We start from the raw sequence: 22126 nt of genomic DNA, 5'->3' as shown, positions 1-22126 counted from the left end.
GTCTTTTATTTTAAAAATATGTTGCTTTTAGTTGTAATCCTGTATTCTCTTGAAAACGAAACATTAGGTTCATATTCTGGACTGCTTGCCCAGAAGCTCCTTTTAATAAATTATCAATAATGCTTGTTATGAGGAGCTTATCTCCGTGTTTATGCAAATGAATTAAACACTTGTTGGTGTTTACTACCTGTTTTAAGTGTAATTCATTATCAGCTACGTGTGTAAAAAGAGCCTCTTTATAGTAGCCTGAATACAGTTGTTGTGCTTCTTCTAAACTTCCTTCAAAATCTGTGTATAATGTTGCATAAATACCTCTGGAAAAATCTCCTCTGTTAGGGAGAAATAATACTTCTGAATCAAAACTAGATTGAAGCGTATGCAAGGTCTGACTGATTTCTCCTAAATGCTGATGGGTAAAAGGTTTGTAATAGGAAAAATTATTATCTCTCCATGTAAAATGCGTGGTTGCTGATAATGAAGTACCTGCTCCAGTAGCACCAGTAACCGCATTGACATGTACATCATTTTGTAATAAACCTGCATCTGCCAGTGGAAGCAATCCTAATTGAATAGCCGTAGCAAAACACCCTGGATTTGCAATATAAGAAGCGTTTTGTATTGCTTCTTTTTGAAACTCAGGTAAACCATACACAAACTCTTTTTCTTGAAAATTACTATCTGCTTCCAATCTAAAATCATTTCCTAAATCAATAATTTTTGTGTGTTCTGAAAAGGGATGTGTTTCTAAAAACTGTTTAGAATTTCCATGCCCTAAGCATAAAAACAGCACATTTACTGAAGCATTGATTTTATTGGTGAATGTTAAATCAGTACTCCCCACTAAATCCTGATGGACATTCGCTATTTTATTACCGGCATTAGATGTACTATATACAAAATTAATAGCAGCTTTTGGATGTTGTAATAAAAGTCTAATTAACTCTCCTGCTGTATAACCAGCACCTCCGATGATTCCTACTTGTATCATATTGTTTGTTGTTTTAAATAGTAGAATGAGTTTTCATTCATGAGATCATCACGTCGTTATCACTCCTCATGATGACGTTTTTGTCATTTCGAGCGAAGCGTGGCAATCTGTTTATTGTTAATCACTCACTGTTTACTGTCTACTGATTAACTTGTTGGTATATTTTATTCTGATTTCCTAAGATTTTGATAAAACCTTTCGCATCTTCAGCAGTCCATCCTTTGTTTAGTTCACCGTAACTACCAAATTTGGCATTCATTAAATCATGTGGAGAATCAATTCCATCTAAGGTAAAATGATATGGTTTTAGCGTCACAAAAACATCACCCGTAACTTTTGACTGACTGTTCTCAAAAAAAGCTTCCATATCTCTCATTACAGGATCTAAATACTGACCTTCATGTAAGTGCATCCCGTAAAAGCTAGCTAAATACTCTTTGTGTTGTAATTGCCACTTGGTTAAGGTGTGTTTCTCTAGTAAGTGATGTGCTTTAATAGTAATTAACGCTGCAGCAGCTTCAAAACCAACTCTTCCTTTAATTCCTACAATAGTATCGCCCACGTGAATATCTCTACCAATTCCGAATTTAGAAGCTAAGGCATTCAATTGTTCAATATTTTGCACAGGAGCTTTTTCGTCATCATTAATGGCCACTAACTCACCCTTTACAAAAGAAAGCTTTACTTGTTCAGGTACTATTTTTGTTACTTGAGAAGGGTAGGCGTGTTCTGGTAACGGATGTTCTGAAGTTAAAGTTTCTTCACCTCCCACACTGGTTCCCCATAAACCTTTGTTAACCGAATATTTAGCTTTTTCCCATGACAAATCGATTCCGTTACTTTTTAAATACTCAATTTCTTCCTGTCTTGAAAGTTGTAAATCTCTTATAGGTGTGATGATTTCAATTTCAGGAGCAATAGTTTGAAAAATCATATCAAACCTCACCTGATCGTTTCCAGCACCTGTACTACCATGAGCAATATAACTAGCACCAATACTCTTAGCATAGTTTACTATTTCTATAGCTTGTATAATTCTTTCAGCACTTACCGAAAGTGGATACGTATTGTTTTTTAACACGTTACCAAAAATTAAGTACTTAATTACTTTATCGTAATAATCAGTTACGGCATTGATATTTTTATAGGTAGTCACACCCATTGTGTAAGCGTTGTGTTCAATCTTTTTAATTTCTTCGGAAGAAAATCCGCCAGTATTCACGCTAATTGCATGAACTTCATATCCTTGTTTTGATAAGCTTACCGCACAGTACGAAGTATCTAATCCGCCACTATAAGCAATTACTAATTTTTTCATTTTTTGTCTTTTTTAGGAAGATGGTTTCCTTAATTCTTTTGAGTCTTTGAAAGACTTTGGCTTTTACTTTTATGTTTTGAGGTTTTTTGTTAGGATCGAATAACATACCGGTACACAAACACATTTTTTGCTGTGTACGTTGCAAGACATCGTAATTTTTACAAGTCTGACAACCATTCCAAAAAGACTGATCTTCTGTAAGTTCAGAAAAAGTAACAGGTTGATAGCCTAATTCGCTGTTGAGTTTCATAACCGCCAAACCAGTAGTAATACTAAATATCTTAGCATTAGGAAATTTAGCTTTAGAATGCTCAAAAACTACTTTCTTAATTTGTTTGGCTAAGCCAATACCTCTATAGTTTGGGTGAACAATCAACCCAGAATTGGCTACAAATTTGCCATGACTCCAGGCTTCGATATAACAAAAGCCAGCAAATTGATCGCCATCTAAGGCAATAACAGCGTTACCATTTTCTAGCTTTGTAATGATGTATTCTGGTTTTCTTTTGGCAATTCCTGTGCCTCTAACCAGAGCAGCTTCGTCAATAGTTTGACAAATAATTTCAGCATACTTACTATGCGATTGATCAGCAATAACAACTCTCATTGAAATTGATTTTAGATAAACATTTTGTTAAAAATCGGTGGTTTGAAAAGAAGAACCGGACGCACCTAGGTTCCCAAAAGAAGTAGCACCCTTACGGGCGACGTCGGATAAAAATAGGTCGTACAACAGTAATGTTATTGAAAACAATAACAAGAGTTAATAACGATATAAAAATGTAGATTATAGAAATCAAAAGAATGAAAATAAAATTATACAATACTCAGTTTAGGACAAAAGGAAGACTAGCGTCGGTTGAAAGACCGCACTAAAAAACTGGGTATATAGTTGTATATTTTATTTGTTTGCATAACGGCACAAATCTATAAAATAAATTTTGATAAATGCTAAATAAAAAATAAAAACTTTTATAATGTTAAGTAAAACAGTGGGTTAGGAGGTGTGTTTTTAAGGGGAGAAATAAAAAAATCAAAAAAATATTAGGATAACTAAAAAATAATTTCAAATATTTGTGATATCAGATGAAAAAACAAATATTAAATATCATTTCTATTATTATTGTCATTGTGATTATTTCACAAGGATAGGGAAGCGGTATTTAATATTTAACATATAAATTAATCAAGAAGGCTTCCTAAATTTAGGAAGCCTTTTTTAGTTGCAAAAAACATGAATCAAATTTTTAACATCGTGGTAATTATTATTGTCATTATTAGCTCTCCACCGAGTTGATACAGATAGTTATTGCCTATAAGGAAGCCTGTATCTAACTCTAGATACAGGCTTTTTTTATTCCGTGAATATCATAATGATTTGGTTTTAAGTACTTGGTTTTGAGTTTTTTGCTTGTTTTTTGGAGTCAGTGAAAATCATCAAAGCCTTACAAAACAAGAAAGTAAATTAAAAAGCGAAAAATAATTTTGAACAGCAAAACAACTGAAAAAATGTATTACAACGAAGAAACAGTAATCTATTACAACGGAGAGTTTATCAAAGCCACAGATGCAAGCGCTAACTTGTATAGTCAAAGTTTACACTATGGAAATGGGGTTTTCGAAGGTATAAGAGCATACAATACCAACGAAGGAACTAAAATTTTTAAGCCATATGAGCATTACAAAAGGCTTAAGTATGGAGCAGAAGTCATGAATATTCAATTGAATTATTCTGAAGAACAACTAACTCAAATTACTTACGAATTGTTAGAACGTAATGGTCTAAAAGATGCTTACATCCGTCCGTTAGTCACTACAGGATCAGATATGAGTTTGTTAACTTCTAAAGAGACGAATTTAGTAATACAATGTTGGGAGTGGGGCAAGTACATGGGAGATAAATTACTTAGAGTAAAAACATCATCGTTCCAGCGTCCGAATCCGAAGTCATGTTTTGTAGAAGCAAAAGTAACAGGGCACTATACAAACTCAATATTATCAACTAACGAAGCAAAGAATAATGGGTATGATGAAGCATTGTTATTAGATATGAACGGCAATGTAGCTGAATGTTCTGGAGCAAATGTTTTTATGCAGAAAGAAGGGAAGTTATACACGCCACCTAGAGGTCATATCATGGCAGGAATTACTCGTGCTACGGTTATCGATTTATGTAAAGAAGAAGGAATCTCTGTTGAAGAAAAGCATTTCACTTTAGAAGAATTAAAAAATGCTGATGCTTGTTTTTTTACAGGAACTGCAGCCGAGGTAGTTGGCTTACAATCGCTAGACGACTATCAATTTCCACTAGCGTGGGAAAAATCACACGGGCACAAACTAATGAAATTATATAAAGACGAAGTATTAGGCTTACGTCAAAAACGCAAAGCAAGCTAAGATGGAACTAAACAAATTTAGTAAACAAGTAACGCAAGACGATACGCAACCAGCAGCACAAGCTATGTTGCATGCTATAGGTTTGTCGAAATCAGACTTAGAAAAACCCTTGGTAGGAATTGCAAGTACAGGATATGAAGGAAATCCGTGTAATATGCATCTAAACGATTTAGCAAAATTGGTGAAAGAAGGAACCGAAAATGCCGATTTAGTAGGATTGATATTTAATACCATAGGTGTTTCTGATGGAATTTCTATGGGAACCCCAGGGATGCGCTATTCTCTACCATCTCGTGATGTAATTGCTGACTCTATGGAAACGGTAGTGCAAGCGATGTCGTATGACGGATTGGTAACCGTAGTGGGTTGTGATAAGAACATGCCAGGAGCCTTAATGGCAATGTTGCGTTTAAATCGTCCATCAGTTTTAGTATATGGAGGAACCATTGCCTCAGGGTGTCACGAAGGAAAAAAGTTAGATGTGGTATCCGCTTTTGAAGCATGGGGAGAGAAAGTTGCTGGAACAATCACTCAAAAAGAATATCAAAATGTGATAGAAAAAGCATGTCCAGGAGCAGGAGCTTGTGGAGGAATGTACACCGCAAATACGATGGCGTCAGCAATTGAAGCCTTGGGTATGAGTTTGCCTTACAATTCATCCAATCCTGCCATTAGTAATAACAAAGAGCAAGAAAGTATTAAGGCAGGAGAAGCACTACGCGTATTACTAGAAAAAGACATCAAACCATCAGACATCGTTACTAAAAAATCGTTAGAAAATGCAGTGCGGTTGGTAACGGTTATGGGAGGTTCTACCAATGCAGTATTACACTTTTTAGCCATAGCAAAAGCAGCAGATGTGCAATTTACTTTGGAAGATTTTCAACGTATTTCTGATGAAACGCCATTCCTAGCCGATTTAAAACCTAGCGGAAAATATTTAATGGAGGATGTGCATAAAGTAGGTGGTACACCGGCAGTTTTAAAGTATTTACTAGAAAAAGGGTTATTACATGGAGATTGTTTAACCGTAACAGGAAAAACACTAGAAGAAAATTTAGCAACAGTTCCAAGTTTAACGGAAGGGCAAGAAGTAATTAAACCAACAGAACAACCTATCAAAGCTACGGGACATTTACGAATGCTCTATGGAAATTTAGCTAAAGAAGGCTCTGTAGCGAAAATAACAGGAAAGGAAGGGTTGTATTTTTCAGGAAAAGCAAAAGTTTTTGAAGGTGAATATGAGGCTAATGATGGAATACGAGACGGAAAGGTTGAAAAAGGAGATGTTGTAGTAATTCGTTATGAAGGACCTAAAGGAGGACCAGGAATGCCAGAAATGCTAAAGCCAACAGCTGCTATTATGGGAGCAGGGTTAGGTAAAGATGTTGCTCTAATTACAGATGGTCGTTTCTCGGGAGGAACGCACGGATTTGTAGTAGGGCATATCACACCAGAAGCACAAGAAGGAGGTGTAATAGCTTTGGTAAAAGATGGAGATACCATAACTATCAATGCAGAAACGAATACGATTAATCTAGAAGTTTCAGAAGAAGAGTTAACTAAAAGAAAACAAGAATGGATAGCTCCACCTTTAAAAGTGAAAAGGGGAGTGCTATATAAATATGCAAGAACAGTAGCATCAGCATCTAACGGATGTGTAACCGACGAATTTTAATCGCAGGGCGATAGCCAGAAGATAAATTTCTTGAGGCTTGCCTAAAGGTGTTTGATTTTTAGATAAAGACGAGAGAATTAAGATTCAAGACTACATATAGTAGCACTAAAAATTTAATAAAAATAACTAAGCATATAGCTAAAAGCTAAAAGCATAAAGCTAAGTTTATGGAAACAAAAACGAAACAACAAACAGAACAAGAAATCACACAAAAAGTAACCATTACAGGTGCAGAAGCTGTAGTAAGATGTTTATTAGCAGAAGGAGTCGATTTATTGTATGGGTATCCAGGAGGAGCTATTATGCCTGTATATGATGAGCTGTATAAATATCAAGATAAATTACATCATGTATTAACACGTCACGAGCAAGGAGCAACTCATGCAGCACAAGGCTATGCGCGAGCTACAGGTAAAGTAGGAGTTGCCATGGCAACTTCGGGTCCAGGAGCAACTAACCTAATTACTGGTATTGCCGATGCACAGATAGATTCTACGCCAATGGTATGTATTACAGGACAAGTAGGAGCACACTTATTAGGGTCTGATGCTTTTCAAGAAACAGATATCGTAGGTATTTCAACTCCAGTAACGAAGTGGAATTATCAGATAACCAAAGCAAGTGAGATCCCCGAAGTAATGGCAAAAGCATTTTACATCGCTCGCTCAGGAAGACCAGGACCAGTTTTAGTTGATATAACCAAAAATGCACAGTTTGAAGAGTTTGATTTTGAATATAAAAAATGCACATCGGTACGAAGTTATCAACCTGTTCCGAATACGAACATCCAAAGTGTTGAATCAGCTGTTGAGTTGATTAATAACGCTGAAAGACCATTTGTAGTTTGGGGACAAGGAGTAATACTAGGAGAAGCAGAAGAAGAATTTAAAGCTTTTATAGAGAAAGCAGGAATTCCATCGGCAAGTACGTTGTTAGGCTTATCGGCTTTACCAACCAAACACCCTTTACATGTTGGAATGGTAGGAATGCATGGTAATTATAGTCCGAATAAACTCACCAACGAGTGTGATGTATTAATAGCTGTTGGAATGCGTTTTGACGATCGCGTTACTGGGGATTTAAGCCGTTATGCGAAACAAGCTAAAGTAGTGCATTTTGAAATAGATCCTGCGGAAGTTGACAAAAATGTAAAGACAGATGTAGCTGTTTTAGGAAATGTAAAAGAAACCTTAACGGAAGCACTTCCTCTTTTAGAACAGAATTCACACAAAGAATGGTTACAAGAATTTAGAAACCTTGATGCTATAGAGTTTGATAACGTGATAAAAAATGATTTGTTTCCAACGAAAGAAGGGTTAACAATGGGAGAGGTTATTAAGCAAATAAATGAAGCCTCAGAAGGAAAAGCCATTGTAGTTACTGATGTTGGACAACACCAAATGATAGCAAGTCGTTATGCAGAATTCAATCAAACGAAAAGTAATATTACATCAGGTGGATTAGGAACTATGGGTTTTGCTTTACCTGCAGCAATTGGAGCTAAAATGGGAACCCCAGAGCGTGAGGTAGTTGCTGTAATTGGCGATGGTGGTTACCAGATGACCATACAAGAACTTGGAACGATTTTACAAACTAAAGCAGCTGTTAAAATAGTAGTATTAAATAATGAATTTTTAGGTATGGTACGCCAGTGGCAACAGCTGTTTTTTGATAAACGATACGCTTCTACCATAATGACAAATCCAGATTTTGTAGCAATTGCAAAAGGTTATCATCTAGCAGCTAACAGAGTAATTAAAAGAGAAGAATTAGCAAGTGCTGTAGTAGAAATGATGGCAAGTAAAGAGGCTTATTTCTTAGAGGTTTGTGTAGAAAAGGAAGATAATGTATTTCCAATGATTCCAACAGGAGCGTCAGTATCTGATGTTCGATTAAAATAAGAAAATATGAGTACAAAAAACACTTATACAATTTCAATATATACTGAAAATAACGTAGGGTTGTTAAATAGAATATCAGCAATATTTCAACGAAGACATATCAATATTGAGAGTATCAACAGCTCTTCTTCAGAAATTAAAAGTGTGTCGAGAATTACACTTTTGGTTAAGATTACTGAGGAACAAATGAAAAAAATAATTGGTCAAATAGAAAAGCAAGTAGAGGTAATCAAAGCTTTTTATCATACCGATGAAGAAACGATTTATCAAGAATCGTGTTTATTCAAACTAAGTACCGATTTGTTAACGGATAATGATGAAATTCAAACTATTATCAACCAAAGTAAATCAAGAGTCATTAATGTAAATAAAAGCTTTTTTGTTTTGGAAAAATCAGGACGTAAAGAAGAAGTAGAAGAACTCTATCACATATTAGATAAACATGGTATAAAGCAATTTGTTCGTTCAGGAAGAATTGCGGTTACTAAAGAAGAAATGCCAGTATCGCAACTATTACAATTAATACAGCAATAAACAAACAACACAAATACAATAGAAATGAAAAATTATTTCAACCAATTATCATTAAGAGAGCAGTTAGAACAATTAGGAAAATGTAGATTTATGAATGCTGAAGAGTTTTCAGAAGGAATCACAGCATTAGAAGGAAAAAAAGTGGTAATTGTAGGATGTGGAGCACAAGGATTGAATCAAGGATTAAACATGCGTGATTCAGGGTTAGATATTTCGTATGCTTTACGTGAAGCAGCCATTAAAGAGCAACGTCAGTCATTCAAAAACGCAACCGAACACGGTTTTGAAGTAGGAACATACGAAGAATTAATTCCTATTGCTGATTTAGTATGTAATTTAACACCCGATAAACAACATACACAAGTGGTAAATGCGGTAATGCCATTGATGAAATCAGGAGCGACGTTATCATATTCTCACGGATTTAATATTGTTGAAGAAGGCATGCAAGTGCGTAAAGATTTAACCGTAATTATGGTGGCGCCAAAGTGCCCCGGAACAGAAGTAAGAGAAGAATATTTAAGAGGTTTTGGAGTACCAACTTTAATTGCGGTACACCCTGAAAACGACCCAGAAAACAAAGGATTGGCCCAAGCAAAAGCTTATGCGTATGCTACAGGCGGACACAGAGCAGGAGTATTGGAATCGTCGTTTGTTGCTGAGGTAAAATCAGACTTAATGGGTGAACAAACCATCTTGTGTGGAGTGTTACAAACAGGATCAATTTTGTCTTTTAATAAAATGGTTGAAGAAGGAGTAGAGCCAGCGTACGCTTCTAAGTTAATTCAATACGGATGGGAAACGATTACAGAAGCATTAAAGCACGGAGGGATTACCAATATGATGGATCGTTTATCAAATCCTGCAAAAATTAAAGCTTACCAACTTTCTGAAGAATTGAAAGAAGTGTTAGCTCCGTTGTTTAATAAACACATGGATGATATCATGTCAGGACATTTTTCAAAAACCATGATGGAAGATTGGGCAAAAGATGATGTAAATCTATTAACATGGAGAGCAGCTACAGGAGAAACGCAATTTGAGAAAACAGCAGCTACTTCTGAAGAAATCTCAGAACAAGCCTATTTTGATAAAGGAACTTTATTAGTTGCTTTTGTTAAAGCTGGAGTTGAGTTAGCTTTTGAAACGATGGTGAAATCAGGAATTATTTCGGCATCAGCATACTATGAATCGTTACACGAATTACCATTAATAGCCAATACGGTAGCACGTAAGAAGTTGTTTGAAATGAACCGTATTATTTCTGATACTGCTGAATACGGATGCTACTTATTCGACCATGCAGCAAAACCAATATTGATTGATTTTATGAAATCGATAAATACTGATGTTATTGGAAAAGAGTACAGTGCTACCAACGAAGTAGATAATCTAGAATTAATTAAAGTGAATAGAGCAATTCGTAATCATCCTATTGAAAAAGTAGGAGCAGAATTGCGTGAAGCAATGACGGCTATGAAGGTAATAAAAACCAATGTAAGCAAAGAAGAACCCGTTTTAGCATAATCGTATGGAAGTTCAAAAAGAAACCTATTTTCCTAAATTATCTGCAATACAACAAGCTGCTACGACTTTACAAGAAGTCGTAGCAGTTACACCTTTGCAAGAAAATTTTAATTTATCCCAGCAATTCAATGCTACTATTTTATTAAAAAGAGAAGATTTACAACAGGTCCGTTCCTATAAAATTAGAGGAGCTTATAATAAGATAAGTTCATTAACAGAAGAGGAACTAACTAATGGAATTGTGTGTGCTAGTGCAGGAAATCATGCACAGGGAGTAGCCTTAGCATGTAGAAAAAAAGAAATCTATGGAACTATTTATATGCCTGCACCAACACCTAAACAAAAGGTAGAGCAGGTAAAAATGTTCGGTAGTGATTTTGTGGATATTCGATTGATAGGAGATACATTTGATGATGCTTACAAGGCTGCAAAACTTTTATGTGATAGTTTGCAAAAGACATTTGTACATCCATTTGATGATGAAAAAATTATTGAAGGGCAAGCCACAGTTGGTTTAGAAGTTTTAGAACAATTTGAACAACCAATAGACTATGTTTTTGTACCTGTTGGAGGAGGTGGATTGGCTTCTGGTTTATCAAGTGTTTTTAAGTTATTATCTCCAAAAACAAAAATTATAGGAGTAGAGCCAGCAGGAGCACCTTCTATGAAAAAATCGTTAGAAGCAAACAAAAATGTTGTGTTAGAAAACATCGATAAGTTTGTTGATGGTGCAGCAGTACAACAAGTAGGAGCGTTGACCTATAAAATTTGTAGAGACAACTTATCGAATATGATTACTGTTCCTGAAGGAAAAGTATGTAAGACTATCTTAGAAATGTATAATAAAGAGGCAATAGTAGTTGAGCCTGCTGGAGCTTTGACGATAAGTGCACTTGATTTTTATAAAGAAGAATTGAAAGGTAAAAATGTAGTATGTGTTATTAGTGGAAGTAATAATGATATCACTCGTACTGCCGAAATAAAAGAACGCGCATTGTTGTACGGTAAATTGAAGCATTATTTTATTGTTCGTTTTCCTCAGCGTGCAGGAGCTTTAAAAGAATTTGTAGCAGAGGTATTGGGAGAGAATGACGATATTACTTTTTTTGAATATTCTAAAAAAACGAACAGAGAAAACGGTCCTGCTGTTGTTGGTATAGAACTAGAGAAAAAAGAAGATTTACAACCGTTAATTCATCGGATGAAACAGCGAAATTTTTATGGTGAATACCTAAATGATAAACCTAATTTATTTGAGTTCTTGGTGTAAAATAGATAAAACTGTCTAAGGTGTCATTTCGAACAAGGGAAGAGGAGGAATCTCTCAAAAACGAGTAACAAACAAAAGATTTCTCCCTTTGGTTGAAATGACGTTTTTGACAGTCTTATTTTTGACCAAGATATACCCAATGGTCATTTTCTTTACAAAAAATAGAGTTTTCGTGAATCACATCGATACTACTATTTTCCATAAAAAAAGCTTTGAATTCAACTGTAGTTTCTGTTGTACGTAGCACTTCTAGTTTTATCCAATTAACAGCTTTTGTCCAAGCTAAAATATCTTTCTTTTCTCGCTTAGAAGGTCTGGTGCTGCTGTGGTGACTTTTTTGTAGGTAATTAATATCTGCTAAAACAAAAGCACTATATCTTGAACGCATTAGAGCTTCAGCTGAGGTAGCTGAATGAATATTTTGATGTGCTTTTTGACAGCAATCACTGTATTTTTTATTAGGGTTACATGGACACTGCATATTTATTTAATTGATTAACTCGGGCTGTTCTTGTATTCTAAAACAGCGTTCTTCTCCTAGAAATAAGGGATTTCCGTGTTTTTCAGACCAAAATCCATCTAAGATATTTTTAGAAAGGCAAGAGTACACAGCGACTCCTTTATATATAGTGTTATCATCGCCTCTGTAATTAAAGTTAATAACTAAAATGTTTTTTTTAAAGAAACCAGTACCAAATTGTTCTTGTTGCTTGTTAATAAGCCATTTGGCAATAATTCTGTTGTCTTTATCAAGAGTTAAAGAGAGTGTGCCTTTGTAGGTGTTATCGCTTTCGTCTTGATTACTGCCTATAATATCATAAGTTCCTACTAAATCTTCTACAGTCATTTAATGTTCAATAATTAAGCAAAATTAAGATAGTTTATTATAAGTAACTACTTTTCTTGGTTAATAAGAGCAGTATTGTGTTTTTTTATTTTAATTTTTACATGCTTTGAGGCAGGCATATTACTACCTTTAACAGTATTGTGAATTGACACTAAAACATTAGTTTCCGGAAAATAAGTAACCGTGTTTTTTTCAGGAATAGGATATTCAACTATAATAAATAGTGGAGCAATACGCTCTGTATTGTCATCATAATTGTACAAGTCTACTTTATCACCTGCATTAAATCCTGCTTTTTCAATATCTTTTTTATTCATAAAAATTACACGACGCTCATTATAAACTCCGCGATAACGATCATCTAATCCATAAATAGTAGTATTGAACTGATCATGAGTTCTTACCGTAGCCATTAAATACTCATCATCAGCCAATGTGTTTTTAGGCAATGTGGTTATAGAAAATGGAACACGATCTCCAAACTCTTTAGTTTTAAACCGTCCTTCACGAGCCGCATTAGGTAAGTAAAATCCGCCTTTTTGTTTTACACGAACATTATAATTGTCAAAACCTGGAATACATTTCTCAATATCATCTCTCACAGCATCATAACTATTCATATAACGATTCCAATCAACCACACTTTTACTTCCTAAAGTAGCTTTTGCAATACGGCAAACAATATGAGTTTCGTTGATAAGTTTGTCAGATATTGGTTTTAATACTCCTTTAGACCACTCTACGATTCCCATGGCATTTTCAGCACTTGTATACTGATGCTCACCATTAATCATATCAATTTCACTTTTAGAAATAGTAGGCAAAATTAAAGCTTCTTTTCCATGAATTAAATGCGTTCTATTAAGTTTAGTAGAAACAGAAACAGATAAGTCTAGTTGTCTTAATCCGTTTGCAGTATAGGTGGTGTCAGGAGTAGCAGACAAGAAATTACCTCCCATACTAAAGTGTACTTTAACTTTTCCTTCATTCATTGCTTTTATAGTATCAACTACATCGTAACCGTTCTCTCTTGGCGGGTTAAAACCAAAAACTTCGTTAAGTTTATCTAATTGTTTTTGGGAAGGATGATTATTAATCAACATTGTTCTGTTTCCTTGTACATTACTATGACCTCTTACAGGACAAGAACCCGCTCCGGGTTTACCAATACTTCCTTTTAAAAATAAGAGATTCAGAACTTCTTTTAAAATATCAACCCCGTTAGGTTGTTGCGTAAGCCCCATTCCCCAACAAATGATAATTCGGTTTTTATAAGCTAACATTTCAGCAGCTTTTTGAATATCTTTTTTTAGAACACCAGATATACTTGCTAATTCATCTACGTCATAATTTTCAATTTGCTTAATTAAATCGTTATAACCAACTGTTTTATTTTTGATAAATTCTTGATCGAAAACTTTACCTGGGGTTTCTTTTTCAAAATGAAATAGTAAGCGTTCGATAGCTTTTAGCAGTGCTAAATCTCCATTAATTTTAACGGGAAGGTGTAAATCGGCAAGTTGGATACCTTTTCCTAAAATACCACTTATTTTTTGAGGATCTCGGAAGCCCATTAAACCAGCTTCGGGAAGAGGATTAACAGCAATAATTTTAGCTCCATTCTTTTTCCCTTTTTCTAAAGCGCTTAACATTCGTGGAGAATTCGTTCCTGGATTTTGACCAATAATAATAATGATATCAGTATCGTAGAAGTCTTTTAAAGTGGCTGTTCCTTTTCCTATCCCTGTAACTGAGGCAAGGGTGAAACCAGAGGTTTCGTGACACATATTGGAACAATCAGGAAAGTTATTTGTTCCAAATTCACGTACAAAAAGTTGATATACAAAAGAAGCTTCGTTACTTGTTCTTCCAGAAGTATAAAAAGCAGCATTATTTGGAGATTCTAATTTATTTAAGTGCTCAGCAATTTTAGCAAAAGCATTGTCCCAGCTAATAGGTTCATAATGTGTACCATTTTTAGGCAAGTACATTGGTTCAGAAAGTCGCCCTAAACCACCTATTTCATAGTCACTCAAGTTGGTTAATTCTTCAATAGAGTTTTGTTTAAAGAAGGAAGCAGTAATTTTTTTATTAGTAGCTTCTTCTGCTAAAGCTTTAACTCCGTTTTCGCAATATTCAGCAATAGGTGATCGTTCATCATCTGGATCAGGCCAGCCACAACTAGGACAGTCAAAACCATTAAACTGATTCATTTTAAATAAAGCTTTTCCTCCTCGCGTTAGAGTTTTATCTTTAATTAAACTTTTTATAGCGTTAGTAACTCCAGGAATACCCGCAGCCCAATCTTTCGGAGCACCAGTTCTTAAACTTAATAGTTTATAAGGAGGTTCTGCAGAAGGTTGTTTGCTTTTGTCTTTTTTATTTTGATTTTCCATAATTATAAATAGACTGTTGTTATGAATAAAAAGCGTTTCATTATAAGTCTTTATAAAACTAACAAAAAAAGACTAAAGAGAAATGCTTAATTTGTAACAGTATTATTTTTTTTATATATTGTATGAAAATTGTTCAAAATGTTCATCGATACTTTTTGTTCATTCATCGATAGTTAGGTATAAGTAGTCTATTTTTAGATGGAGTGTTAAGAATTTGCATTAATATTGGTATAGTTAATAAATATATCAGAAAACAAAATGAAGAAAAATCTTAATGTCCTTTTAATAGAAGATAATACTATTGAAGTAATGAAAATGGATAGGACAGTTTCATTACTTAAGCTAAAGCATAAAATAATAGAGGCTAAGACAGCCGATGTAGCACTGGAAAAGTTAAATGAAGGATTTGATCCTGATATAATTTTGCTTGATTTGAATATGCCGAAAATAAGTGGTATTGAGTTCTTATCAATAATTAAAAAAAATGAAGATTTTAGGCACATACCAGTTATTGTATTAACAACGTCTAATAATAAAAAAGACATTGTAGAGTGTTATAAAATAGGTATTTCAGGGTACATTTTAAAGCCTTTAAAGTATGAAGATTATATTACAAAAATAGATATAACATTGTCGTATTGGGCTATTAATGAATTAAAAAATAATTAATGAAAGGAATTGTTTTTACAGAGTTTTTAGATTTAGTAGAAGAAAAATTTGGTTTAGAAATGGTAGATAAAATTATATCCCAATCAGAGTTAGAATCTGATGGGATATATACTTCTATAGGAACTTATAGTTTTTCTGAAATGTTACAATTACTTGAAAACCTAAGCTCGAATACAGGTGTTTCTATAGATGATTTGTTACTTATTTATGCGGAACATTTTTTTAGTGTTTTGAAAGAAAGTTATTCTGGACTTTTAGAGTCTTTTAATGACCCCATAGAAATGCTTTCTTCAATAGAAAATCATATTCATGTAGAGGTGAGAAAAATTTATCCAGATGCAGAATTACCCACTTTTATAGTTGAAAGTAGAACAGACACATCATTAGTAATGATTTATAAGTCCAATAGAGCAATGCATCATTTCGGATTAGGTTTAATGAATAAAACATTTGAACATTTTAATAGTAGTGCAACAATAATATTAGAAAAGATTAAAGAAGACGGAACAGAAGTTAAATTTATTATCAATAAAAATTAATGAGTCAAAATGAAATAGAGATATTAAAAAGAGCTTTAAAAAGAGAAAAGGCAGCAAGAAAAATAGCTGAAAAAATATTAGAAGATAAATCTAGAGAATTATTTTTAATTTCTGAAAAACTAAAAAAAACAAACGAAAAGTTAGAGGAATTATTAAATGAGAAGTCTTCACAACTAAAAGGAGTTTTTGAAAATATTAACGACTCTTACCTAGTTATGGATCTAGAGGGGAATGTCTTAACAATGAACGATGCTGCTAAAGAACTTTTTGGCTATGATATATCAAAAGAAGATTTAAATGTAAAATCTTTACTACATCCTGAAGACACAGTATATGCTTTTGAGTCGTTTGGTAAACTGTACGAAACAGGTACTTTTTCAAACTACACTTCCAGAATTATTAGTAAGGATAAAAAGGTAAAATGGGTTCAAATTAATGCCAGTATAATTTATAATAAAAAGAATGAAAAAATAGCTGCACAAGGAATTATTAGAAACATTTCAGAAAGTAAGAGAGCAACAGAGTTAATTGAAGAGCAGAAGAGAGAGTTAGATATAATTGTTGAAAATTCATCTTTAGGAATAGCATTAGCCAAAGACGGTAAAGTTATAAGAACAAATAAAGTTATAGAAGAACTTTTAGGGTATTCTAAAGAGGAGTTTGCAGGATTAACTATTAAAGAAGTATCTTTTAAAGATGATGTTTCGTTGTCTATGAACCATTTAGGTAAGATGGAAAGAAACGAAATAGATAATTATGTGATAGATAAACGATATAAAAGAAAAGATGGTTCTATTTTATGGGCTAGAGTTAATGTAAACTCTGTAAATGATGCTCTAGGACAAACAAAATTTCAAGTTGCTATCATAGAGGATATAACATTACAAAGAGAAAGAGCATTAATTATTGATATGATTAATGAATTGGCTAAATCTATTTTAGGAAAAGATGATATTTATGAAATAGCCTGGGAAGTAACTGAAAAAATAGCTGAATATTTAGACTCTCAAGACTGTGTAATATATTTGTTAAACAATGATAATAACACATTAGAACAGATTGCTTCATATAGTTTTGGACTAGATAGAGGAGAGATAATTAAGGATGTTTTATCAATTGGAGAAGGTATTATTGGAAGTGTTGCAAAAACAGGAAAAGGCGAAATTATAAACGATACTTCTTTAGATGATAGATACGTTGTTGGTGAAAAGGTTAGATATTCTGAGATAGCAGTTCCTATAATTAGTGAAGGTAAGGTGATAGGTATTATTGATTCTGAACACGAAGAAAAAAATTATTACAGAGAAGAAAACTTACATACATTAGAAAATATAGCAAGTCTTGTATCTATGCAATTAAAGAGTGCTATAAACTTAAGAGAGAGAGAAAAAGCTGAAAAAGAAAATTTACAACTTTTAAAACAATTAGAGAAAAGTAATAATGAGCTAAATGAATACGCACATGTTGTTTCTCATGATTTAAAATCTCCATTAAGAAGTATTGATGCTTTAGTTTCTTGGATAAAAACAGATAATGAGGGTAAATTAGATGATACTACCCTTCAAAACTTTAATTTGATAGGAGACACTTTAGAAACAATGGAGAATTTAATTTCTAGTATTCTAGAGTATTCTAGCGCAGGCTCAGAGGTAAGAGAAAAAGAAGAAGTAAATTTAAATATAATCATAAATAACTTAATTCAAACACTATATATACCTGAAAATATTTTTATAAATGTCCTAGAAGAGTTACCTACTGTAAAAGGAGACTCTATTAAATACCAGCAACTTTTTCAAAATTTAATAAGTAATGCAATTAAATTTTCAGATAAAGAAAAAGGAATAATAAACATAAGCTTTACAGAAAAACCTTCATTTTATCAGTTTTCAGTACAAGATAACGGAATTGGAATTGAAAAAAAATACCATGATCGTATTTTTAAAATATTTCATTCTTTAAAAGAAAGTAAAGAGTCAACAGGTATCGGACTTTCTATTGTAAAGAAAATAGTACAGTTGTATGGAGGAACAATGTGGTTAGAAAGTGAATTAGGTATCGGTACAACGTTTTACTTTACCATAAAAAAATAAAATATTACATTAAGCGCAACTAGGATAAATACTACGATGTTTGCGTCGAAAATTAAGAACTTTTTTTATAAATACTTCATAAGCTTGCTCTGATGTAGCTAACTTAAATATATGTATATGTTTTTAAATCAGGTTTTTGTATTGCGATAAAACGAAAATTAATATGAGTTTTCATATAAAATTATTATTTTAGATTTTATAAAAAGTAGAAGCCCCCAAAATAATAAGTATGGAAACCCCGAATTTAAACTATGTTAATGAGTTAGCAAGAGGAGATGAGTCAATAAAAAATACATTGATAGATATAATAAAGACTGAATTTCCAGAAGAAAAAAATGATTATTACGAGAGCTTAGAGGAGAGAGATTGTAAAAAATTAGAAGATAATGTTCATAGAATTAAACATAAAATTAGTATTTTAGGTCTTGAAAAAAGTTATGAATTAGCTAATGAATTTGAACATAATTTAAGAGACAATAAGATTGATAAAGTTGATGAGTTCGAAAAAATATTAGTTATAATAACAAATTATTTGAAAACCATTTAAATTTTATGAATTGTATTATTATTGATGATGAAAAGTTAGCAAGAACTATTATCAAAACTTTGTGTGATGATATAAGTACTATAAATGTATTAGGAGAGTTTTCTAATGCTTTACAAGCAATTAAATTTCTAAATGAAGGGCACAAGGTAGATCTTGTTTTTTTAGATATTCACATGCCTGATTTTACTGGTTTAGATTTTGTAAAAACCCTAAAATCACCACCCCTAGTTATTCTTACAACATCTGACCCTAAGTTTGCAATTGAAGCTTTTGAGTATGAATGTATAATTGATTATCTATTGAAACCATTGGATGTTAACCGTTTGAAAAAATCAGTAGAAAAAGCTCATAAGAAAAATATAGAAAAACCATTAGAAAAAATAGCTTCACCTACTGAAGTAAAAAATGATTTTTATATAAATATAGATAGGCGCCTTATTAAAATAGATTTACCTTCAATATATTTAGTAGAGGCTAAAGGAGATTATATAAATATAAAAACAGAAGAAAAAAATTATATAGTACACTCCACACTAAAAAAAATAGAAGAAAAGTTGCCTGATACATTGTTTTTAAAAGTACATCGTTCTTATATAATTAACTTAAAAAAAATTATAGATATAGAAGATAATAGTGTTTTAATAAAAAAAGATGTTGTTCCTGTAAGTAGATCAAAAAGACCTGAGTTAATGAAGCGTTTAGATTTACTGTAGCATTCCATCTAAATAAAAATGCATTTCGTCTATACTAATAACTAATACAACGTGTTGTAAACTTTTTAAAGTGTTAATAGTCATAGTTTTGTGATATATCAAACACAAAATATTATGAAAAACAAAACTATACTATTAAAAAAAATATTATACATTAAAATAATATTACTTTCTTTTTCAAGCATAGCACAGGAGCCTTTTAATTGTGTGTACGATGCATATTTATTTCAGTATAACGATGTTTATTCTATTGATTTAGCATCAGGAAATTCTTATTTAGTTAAAGAAGATATTACCCAAGGAAACATAAATGCAGCAGCCTATAATCCAACTGATGGATATATTTGGGGGTCTTTAACTAGTCCAGAAAAAACTATTGTTCGTATTGGAAAAGATTTTTCAACAACAACTTTATATATAAATGAATTACCAACAAATAATAGGTATGTGGGTGATATTAGCTCAGAGGGAGTATATTTTTTAAAAGGAGGAGGGACTACTTTTTACAAAATAGATTTAAACCCTAACTCGCCAACATATGAAAAACACCTAGAAACCGAAACATTATCTCAAAATATCAACATTCACGATTGGGCCTTCAATGCGGTAGATGGAAATTTATACGCAGTAGAAAAGAAAACAAATATTTTATACAGAATAAATCCAAGAACTTATGAAGTTGAAGCACTAGGAGTAGTACCAATTCTTTCAGGGCTAAATTACACTTATGGAGCAGTATATTTTGATTTATCAGGGCGTTTTTACGTATCAGCAAATCAAACAGGAACAATTTACGTAATTCAAAATGTACAAGATATAAAGCTGCCTACCGATATTGAGTCAAATTTATTTGCTTTTGGACCATCAAGTGCTAGTAACGATGGTGCTAGATGCCCAACTGCACCAGTGCCACAAGAAATATGTGATAATGGGATTGATGATGATGGAGATGGATTAGTAGATTGTCAAGATCCGTCATGTTCAGGTTTTGGAGTATGTGGAGTAATGTTAGCTCCTACATCTGGAGGTAATGAAGGAGGATTGGAAAGTAATGGAAGATTATCTGAATTAATTAATAAGAGGAACTACAATAGAACCAAGGTAAATTATAAATTTAATAGAGCAAGTGCAAGAAAATTAAAAAAGTCAGCAAAGTATAGCAAGAGGTCAAAAGGAGAAATTATGTTAGAAAGTTTCATCCCTTTAGAAGTAATAAAGGAAGATAATGTAATAGAATCAACACCAATAGACCTGTTGGCTATTACAAATGCTACAGAAATTTATTCAGTAGATTATATGAAAAACGATGTTCCTGTAGCTTCTATATTAGCAATGAAAACCGAAAATGGAGTTTATGAACATTCAAAATATATCTGTGATCGTTTACTAGGGGCAGAGTTAGTTTCAGTATCAACAATTGAAATTAAAGGAAAACAGTTTATAAAATCACTAATAAGAAATGCTGATAATACAGTTGAGTTTGTGTTAAGCTTATCAGCTAAAGCAACAAATAATGAAACCCATTTTTCTATAGAAAGCCATTGGAATTTAGATAAATATGAAAAAGATATTACTTTTTATAATTTTCAAATATGGTCAAACTCGTTAGATGATTTATATCTTCTTGCTGATGAAGTAATTAATTTATTAGAAGTAGTAAAACCAATTTCAGCTTATTATTTATCGTCTGCACCAACAGTTTTTGTTAGAAAAGGTAAATATGTTAATGGAATACTTGATCTAGAAATAATTAATACAAATAAGAGTGATAAAGTAACTTTTGACTCAGGGTTTAGAAGAACGGAAACAGATGTTTTTAATAAAGCAAGTCAACCATTAAATTTAGAAGAAAATTATATTACAAATATAAAAGTACCAACAGGAAATTTATTTGATATAGGTTTTAGAATAGGTGATGGTATTGCTACTCCAGATGATTTATTTATGTCTGATGGTCCTTGGGGGGTTGATGACTCACAAGAAAACACAACCATAGTAGATTATAACGTATTTCAAAATAAAAATAAATTTAGTGAAGATGATTTCCCTATAGAGAGGAATATATACTTAAAGGCAACAACAGAAAGTTATTTTGCTGCATATAGAGCATTAACTCCACGTTTTAGCGCTGTAGATTTATCTGAATACAATAGTTTTAACTTTAAAGCAAGAGGTAATGGTAATGTAGAAATAGTTTTATTGAAAAAAAGTATAACATCATGGGAAAATCAATTTAAAACAACAATATTATTGACTGATGAGTTAAATGAGTTTAAAATTCCTTTTTCAGAATTTAAGTCAAAAAATGGAGAAGAACTATTATTAAACGATATAACTACAATAACATTTACAATGACTTCAGATGATGGCAGTATGGTAGTTAAAGAAATGAATTTACAAGATGTTTATTTTTCTAAAAATAGTAAATTAGAGGTGTCAAACTTTAACTTACAAACTAATCAAGTTAAAGTAGTACCTAATCCTGTAAAAACAGTATCTAAAATTTATTTTAACTCAAAGTATGAAGAATTGGTTAATATTAATATATATAACTCAATGGGTAGGATAGTAAAAACTATAACTTTTGAGGCAAAAACAGGAGAGAATATAGTTTCTTTTATAAAAGGAGATCTTAAAACAGGAATATATTTATGTAAAATAATAGGAACAAAACAAAAGTATAAAACAGTTAAATTATTAGTAGAATAAAAA

General features: G+C 32.4%; 18 protein-coding genes. 12 read left to right on the top strand and 6 right to left on the bottom strand.

Annotated features, from left to right (window positions below; translation table 11 throughout):
• Positions 1–10 precede the first annotated feature (10 nt).
• The 3 genes from argC to ACXIHB_RS03490 form a co-directional block, all read right to left on the bottom strand.
• Positions 11–988, bottom strand: coding sequence for an N-acetyl-gamma-glutamyl-phosphate reductase (gene argC / locus ACXIHB_RS03500; protein WP_462098915.1), 978 nt, complete (start codon positions 986–988; stop codon positions 11–13).
• 139 nt (positions 989–1127) lie between these two features.
• On the bottom strand, positions 1128–2306 hold the full coding sequence (gene argG / locus ACXIHB_RS03495) for an argininosuccinate synthase (protein WP_462098914.1): 1179 nt from the start codon (positions 2304–2306) through the stop codon (positions 1128–1130).
• A complete protein-coding gene (locus ACXIHB_RS03490) occupies positions 2281–2913 on the bottom strand; it encodes a GNAT family N-acetyltransferase (RefSeq protein WP_462098913.1) in 633 nt (210 codons plus the stop codon). Before ACXIHB_RS03490 ends, argG begins: the two co-directional genes overlap by 26 nt.
• Before the next feature lie 902 nt (positions 2914–3815).
• On the opposite strand from ACXIHB_RS03490, the gene ACXIHB_RS03485 reads away from it, so the two are divergent.
• From ACXIHB_RS03485 to ilvA, 6 genes are all read left to right on the top strand, one after another.
• Positions 3816–4703 carry a branched-chain amino acid transaminase gene (locus tag ACXIHB_RS03485; protein ID WP_462098912.1) on the top strand — a complete coding sequence of 296 codons (888 nt, stop codon included), beginning with the start codon at positions 3816–3818 and terminating at the stop codon, positions 4701–4703.
• A gap of 1 nt (position 4704) precedes the next feature.
• Complete coding sequence (gene ilvD, locus ACXIHB_RS03480) at positions 4705–6381, top strand: dihydroxy-acid dehydratase (protein WP_462098911.1); 1677 nt, start codon at positions 4705–4707, stop codon at positions 6379–6381.
• 167 nt (positions 6382–6548) lie between these two features.
• Positions 6549–8282, top strand: coding sequence for a biosynthetic-type acetolactate synthase large subunit (gene ilvB / locus ACXIHB_RS03475; protein WP_462098910.1), 1734 nt, complete (start codon positions 6549–6551; stop codon positions 8280–8282).
• A 6-nt stretch (positions 8283–8288) separates the two neighbouring features.
• A complete protein-coding gene (ilvN, locus tag ACXIHB_RS03470) occupies positions 8289–8816 on the top strand; it encodes an acetolactate synthase small subunit (protein WP_047788975.1) in 528 nt (175 codons plus the stop codon).
• 24 nt (positions 8817–8840) lie between these two features.
• A complete protein-coding gene (gene ilvC, locus ACXIHB_RS03465) occupies positions 8841–10343 on the top strand; it encodes a ketol-acid reductoisomerase (RefSeq protein WP_173360336.1) in 1503 nt (500 codons plus the stop codon).
• Positions 10344–10347: 4 nt separating this feature from the next.
• Positions 10348–11613 (top strand): threonine ammonia-lyase IlvA, encoded by a 1266-nt coding sequence (gene ilvA, locus ACXIHB_RS03460; RefSeq protein ID WP_462098909.1) that lies wholly within the window; start codon positions 10348–10350, stop codon positions 11611–11613.
• A gap of 115 nt (positions 11614–11728) precedes the next feature.
• Here ilvA and ACXIHB_RS03455 read toward each other — a convergent pair whose 3' ends face one another.
• From ACXIHB_RS03455 to ACXIHB_RS03445, 3 genes are read right to left on the bottom strand one after another with little or no spacing between them, the layout of a single operon-like run.
• Positions 11729–12094, bottom strand: coding sequence for a YchJ family protein (locus tag ACXIHB_RS03455; protein ID WP_159491314.1), 366 nt, complete (start codon positions 12092–12094; stop codon positions 11729–11731).
• Between the two features lie 6 nt (positions 12095–12100).
• A complete protein-coding gene (locus tag ACXIHB_RS03450; protein ID WP_047788971.1) occupies positions 12101–12460 on the bottom strand; it encodes a hypothetical protein in 360 nt (119 codons plus the stop codon).
• A gap of 47 nt (positions 12461–12507) precedes the next feature.
• Entirely contained in the window at positions 12508–14856 is a 2349-nt protein-coding gene (locus tag ACXIHB_RS03445; protein ID WP_073183570.1) for an FdhF/YdeP family oxidoreductase, read from the bottom strand.
• A gap of 258 nt (positions 14857–15114) precedes the next feature.
• Between ACXIHB_RS03445 and ACXIHB_RS03440 the strand changes: the two genes are divergently transcribed.
• The 6 genes from ACXIHB_RS03440 (at position 15115) to ACXIHB_RS03415 (ending at position 22123) form a co-directional block, all read left to right on the top strand.
• Entirely contained in the window at positions 15115–15525 is a 411-nt protein-coding gene (locus tag ACXIHB_RS03440; RefSeq protein ID WP_047788969.1) for a response regulator, read from the top strand.
• Positions 15525–16064 (top strand): heme NO-binding domain-containing protein, encoded by a 540-nt coding sequence (locus ACXIHB_RS03435; protein ID WP_047788968.1) that lies wholly within the window; start codon positions 15525–15527, stop codon positions 16062–16064. The genes ACXIHB_RS03440 and ACXIHB_RS03435 overlap by 1 nt, the downstream gene beginning before the upstream one ends.
• Positions 16064–18154 (top strand): PAS domain-containing sensor histidine kinase, encoded by a 2091-nt coding sequence (locus ACXIHB_RS03430; RefSeq protein ID WP_462098908.1) that lies wholly within the window; start codon positions 16064–16066, stop codon positions 18152–18154. Before ACXIHB_RS03435 ends, ACXIHB_RS03430 begins: the two co-directional genes overlap by 1 nt.
• A 229-nt stretch (positions 18155–18383) precedes the next feature.
• Positions 18384–18701, top strand: coding sequence for an Hpt domain-containing protein (locus ACXIHB_RS03425; protein WP_047788966.1), 318 nt, complete (start codon positions 18384–18386; stop codon positions 18699–18701).
• A 5-nt stretch (positions 18702–18706) separates the two neighbouring features.
• The gene (locus ACXIHB_RS03420; RefSeq protein WP_073183565.1) at positions 18707–19414 is read left to right on the top strand and encodes a LytR/AlgR family response regulator transcription factor; all 708 of its coding nucleotides are present in this window, start codon (positions 18707–18709) and stop codon (positions 19412–19414) included.
• A 114-nt stretch (positions 19415–19528) separates the two neighbouring features.
• A complete protein-coding gene (locus tag ACXIHB_RS03415; protein WP_462098907.1) occupies positions 19529–22123 on the top strand; it encodes a DUF6923 family protein in 2595 nt (864 codons plus the stop codon).
• The last annotated feature ends 3 nt before the right edge of the window (positions 22124–22126 follow it).

This window comes from Tenacibaculum sp. IMCC1, from assembly GCF_054906355.1.
Note: the sequence above shows the minus strand (reverse complement) of the source record. Positions and strands in the feature narration are given on the sequence as shown.

Bases quoted from the DNA above. Each gene is read 5' to 3' on its own strand.
- argC (WP_462098915.1), bottom strand. From the start codon at position 988: ATGATACAAGTAGGAATCATCGGAGGTGCTGGTTATACAGCAGGAGAG.
- argG (WP_462098914.1), bottom strand. From the start codon at position 2,306: ATGAAAAAATTAGTAATTGCTTATAGTGGCGGATTAGATACTTCGTAC.
- ACXIHB_RS03490 (WP_462098913.1), bottom strand. From the start codon at position 2,913: ATGAGAGTTGTTATTGCTGATCAATCGCATAGTAAGTATGCTGAAATT.
- ACXIHB_RS03485 (WP_462098912.1), top strand. From the start codon at position 3,816: ATGTATTACAACGAAGAAACAGTAATCTATTACAACGGAGAGTTTATC.
- ilvD (WP_462098911.1), top strand. From the start codon at position 4,705: ATGGAACTAAACAAATTTAGTAAACAAGTAACGCAAGACGATACGCAA.
- ilvB (WP_462098910.1), top strand. From the start codon at position 6,549: ATGGAAACAAAAACGAAACAACAAACAGAACAAGAAATCACACAAAAA.
- ilvN (WP_047788975.1), top strand. From the start codon at position 8,289: ATGAGTACAAAAAACACTTATACAATTTCAATATATACTGAAAATAAC.
- ilvC (WP_173360336.1), top strand. From the start codon at position 8,841: ATGAAAAATTATTTCAACCAATTATCATTAAGAGAGCAGTTAGAACAA.
- ilvA (WP_462098909.1), top strand. From the start codon at position 10,348: ATGGAAGTTCAAAAAGAAACCTATTTTCCTAAATTATCTGCAATACAA.
- ACXIHB_RS03455 (WP_159491314.1), bottom strand. From the start codon at position 12,094: ATGCAGTGTCCATGTAACCCTAATAAAAAATACAGTGATTGCTGTCAA.
- ACXIHB_RS03450 (WP_047788971.1), bottom strand. From the start codon at position 12,460: ATGACTGTAGAAGATTTAGTAGGAACTTATGATATTATAGGCAGTAAT.
- ACXIHB_RS03445 (WP_073183570.1), bottom strand. From the start codon at position 14,856: ATGGAAAATCAAAATAAAAAAGACAAAAGCAAACAACCTTCTGCAGAA.
- ACXIHB_RS03440 (WP_047788969.1), top strand. From the start codon at position 15,115: ATGAAGAAAAATCTTAATGTCCTTTTAATAGAAGATAATACTATTGAA.
- ACXIHB_RS03435 (WP_047788968.1), top strand. From the start codon at position 15,525: ATGAAAGGAATTGTTTTTACAGAGTTTTTAGATTTAGTAGAAGAAAAA.
- ACXIHB_RS03430 (WP_462098908.1), top strand. From the start codon at position 16,064: ATGAGTCAAAATGAAATAGAGATATTAAAAAGAGCTTTAAAAAGAGAA.
- ACXIHB_RS03425 (WP_047788966.1), top strand. From the start codon at position 18,384: ATGGAAACCCCGAATTTAAACTATGTTAATGAGTTAGCAAGAGGAGAT.
- ACXIHB_RS03420 (WP_073183565.1), top strand. From the start codon at position 18,707: ATGAATTGTATTATTATTGATGATGAAAAGTTAGCAAGAACTATTATC.
- ACXIHB_RS03415 (WP_462098907.1), top strand. From the start codon at position 19,529: ATGAAAAACAAAACTATACTATTAAAAAAAATATTATACATTAAAATA.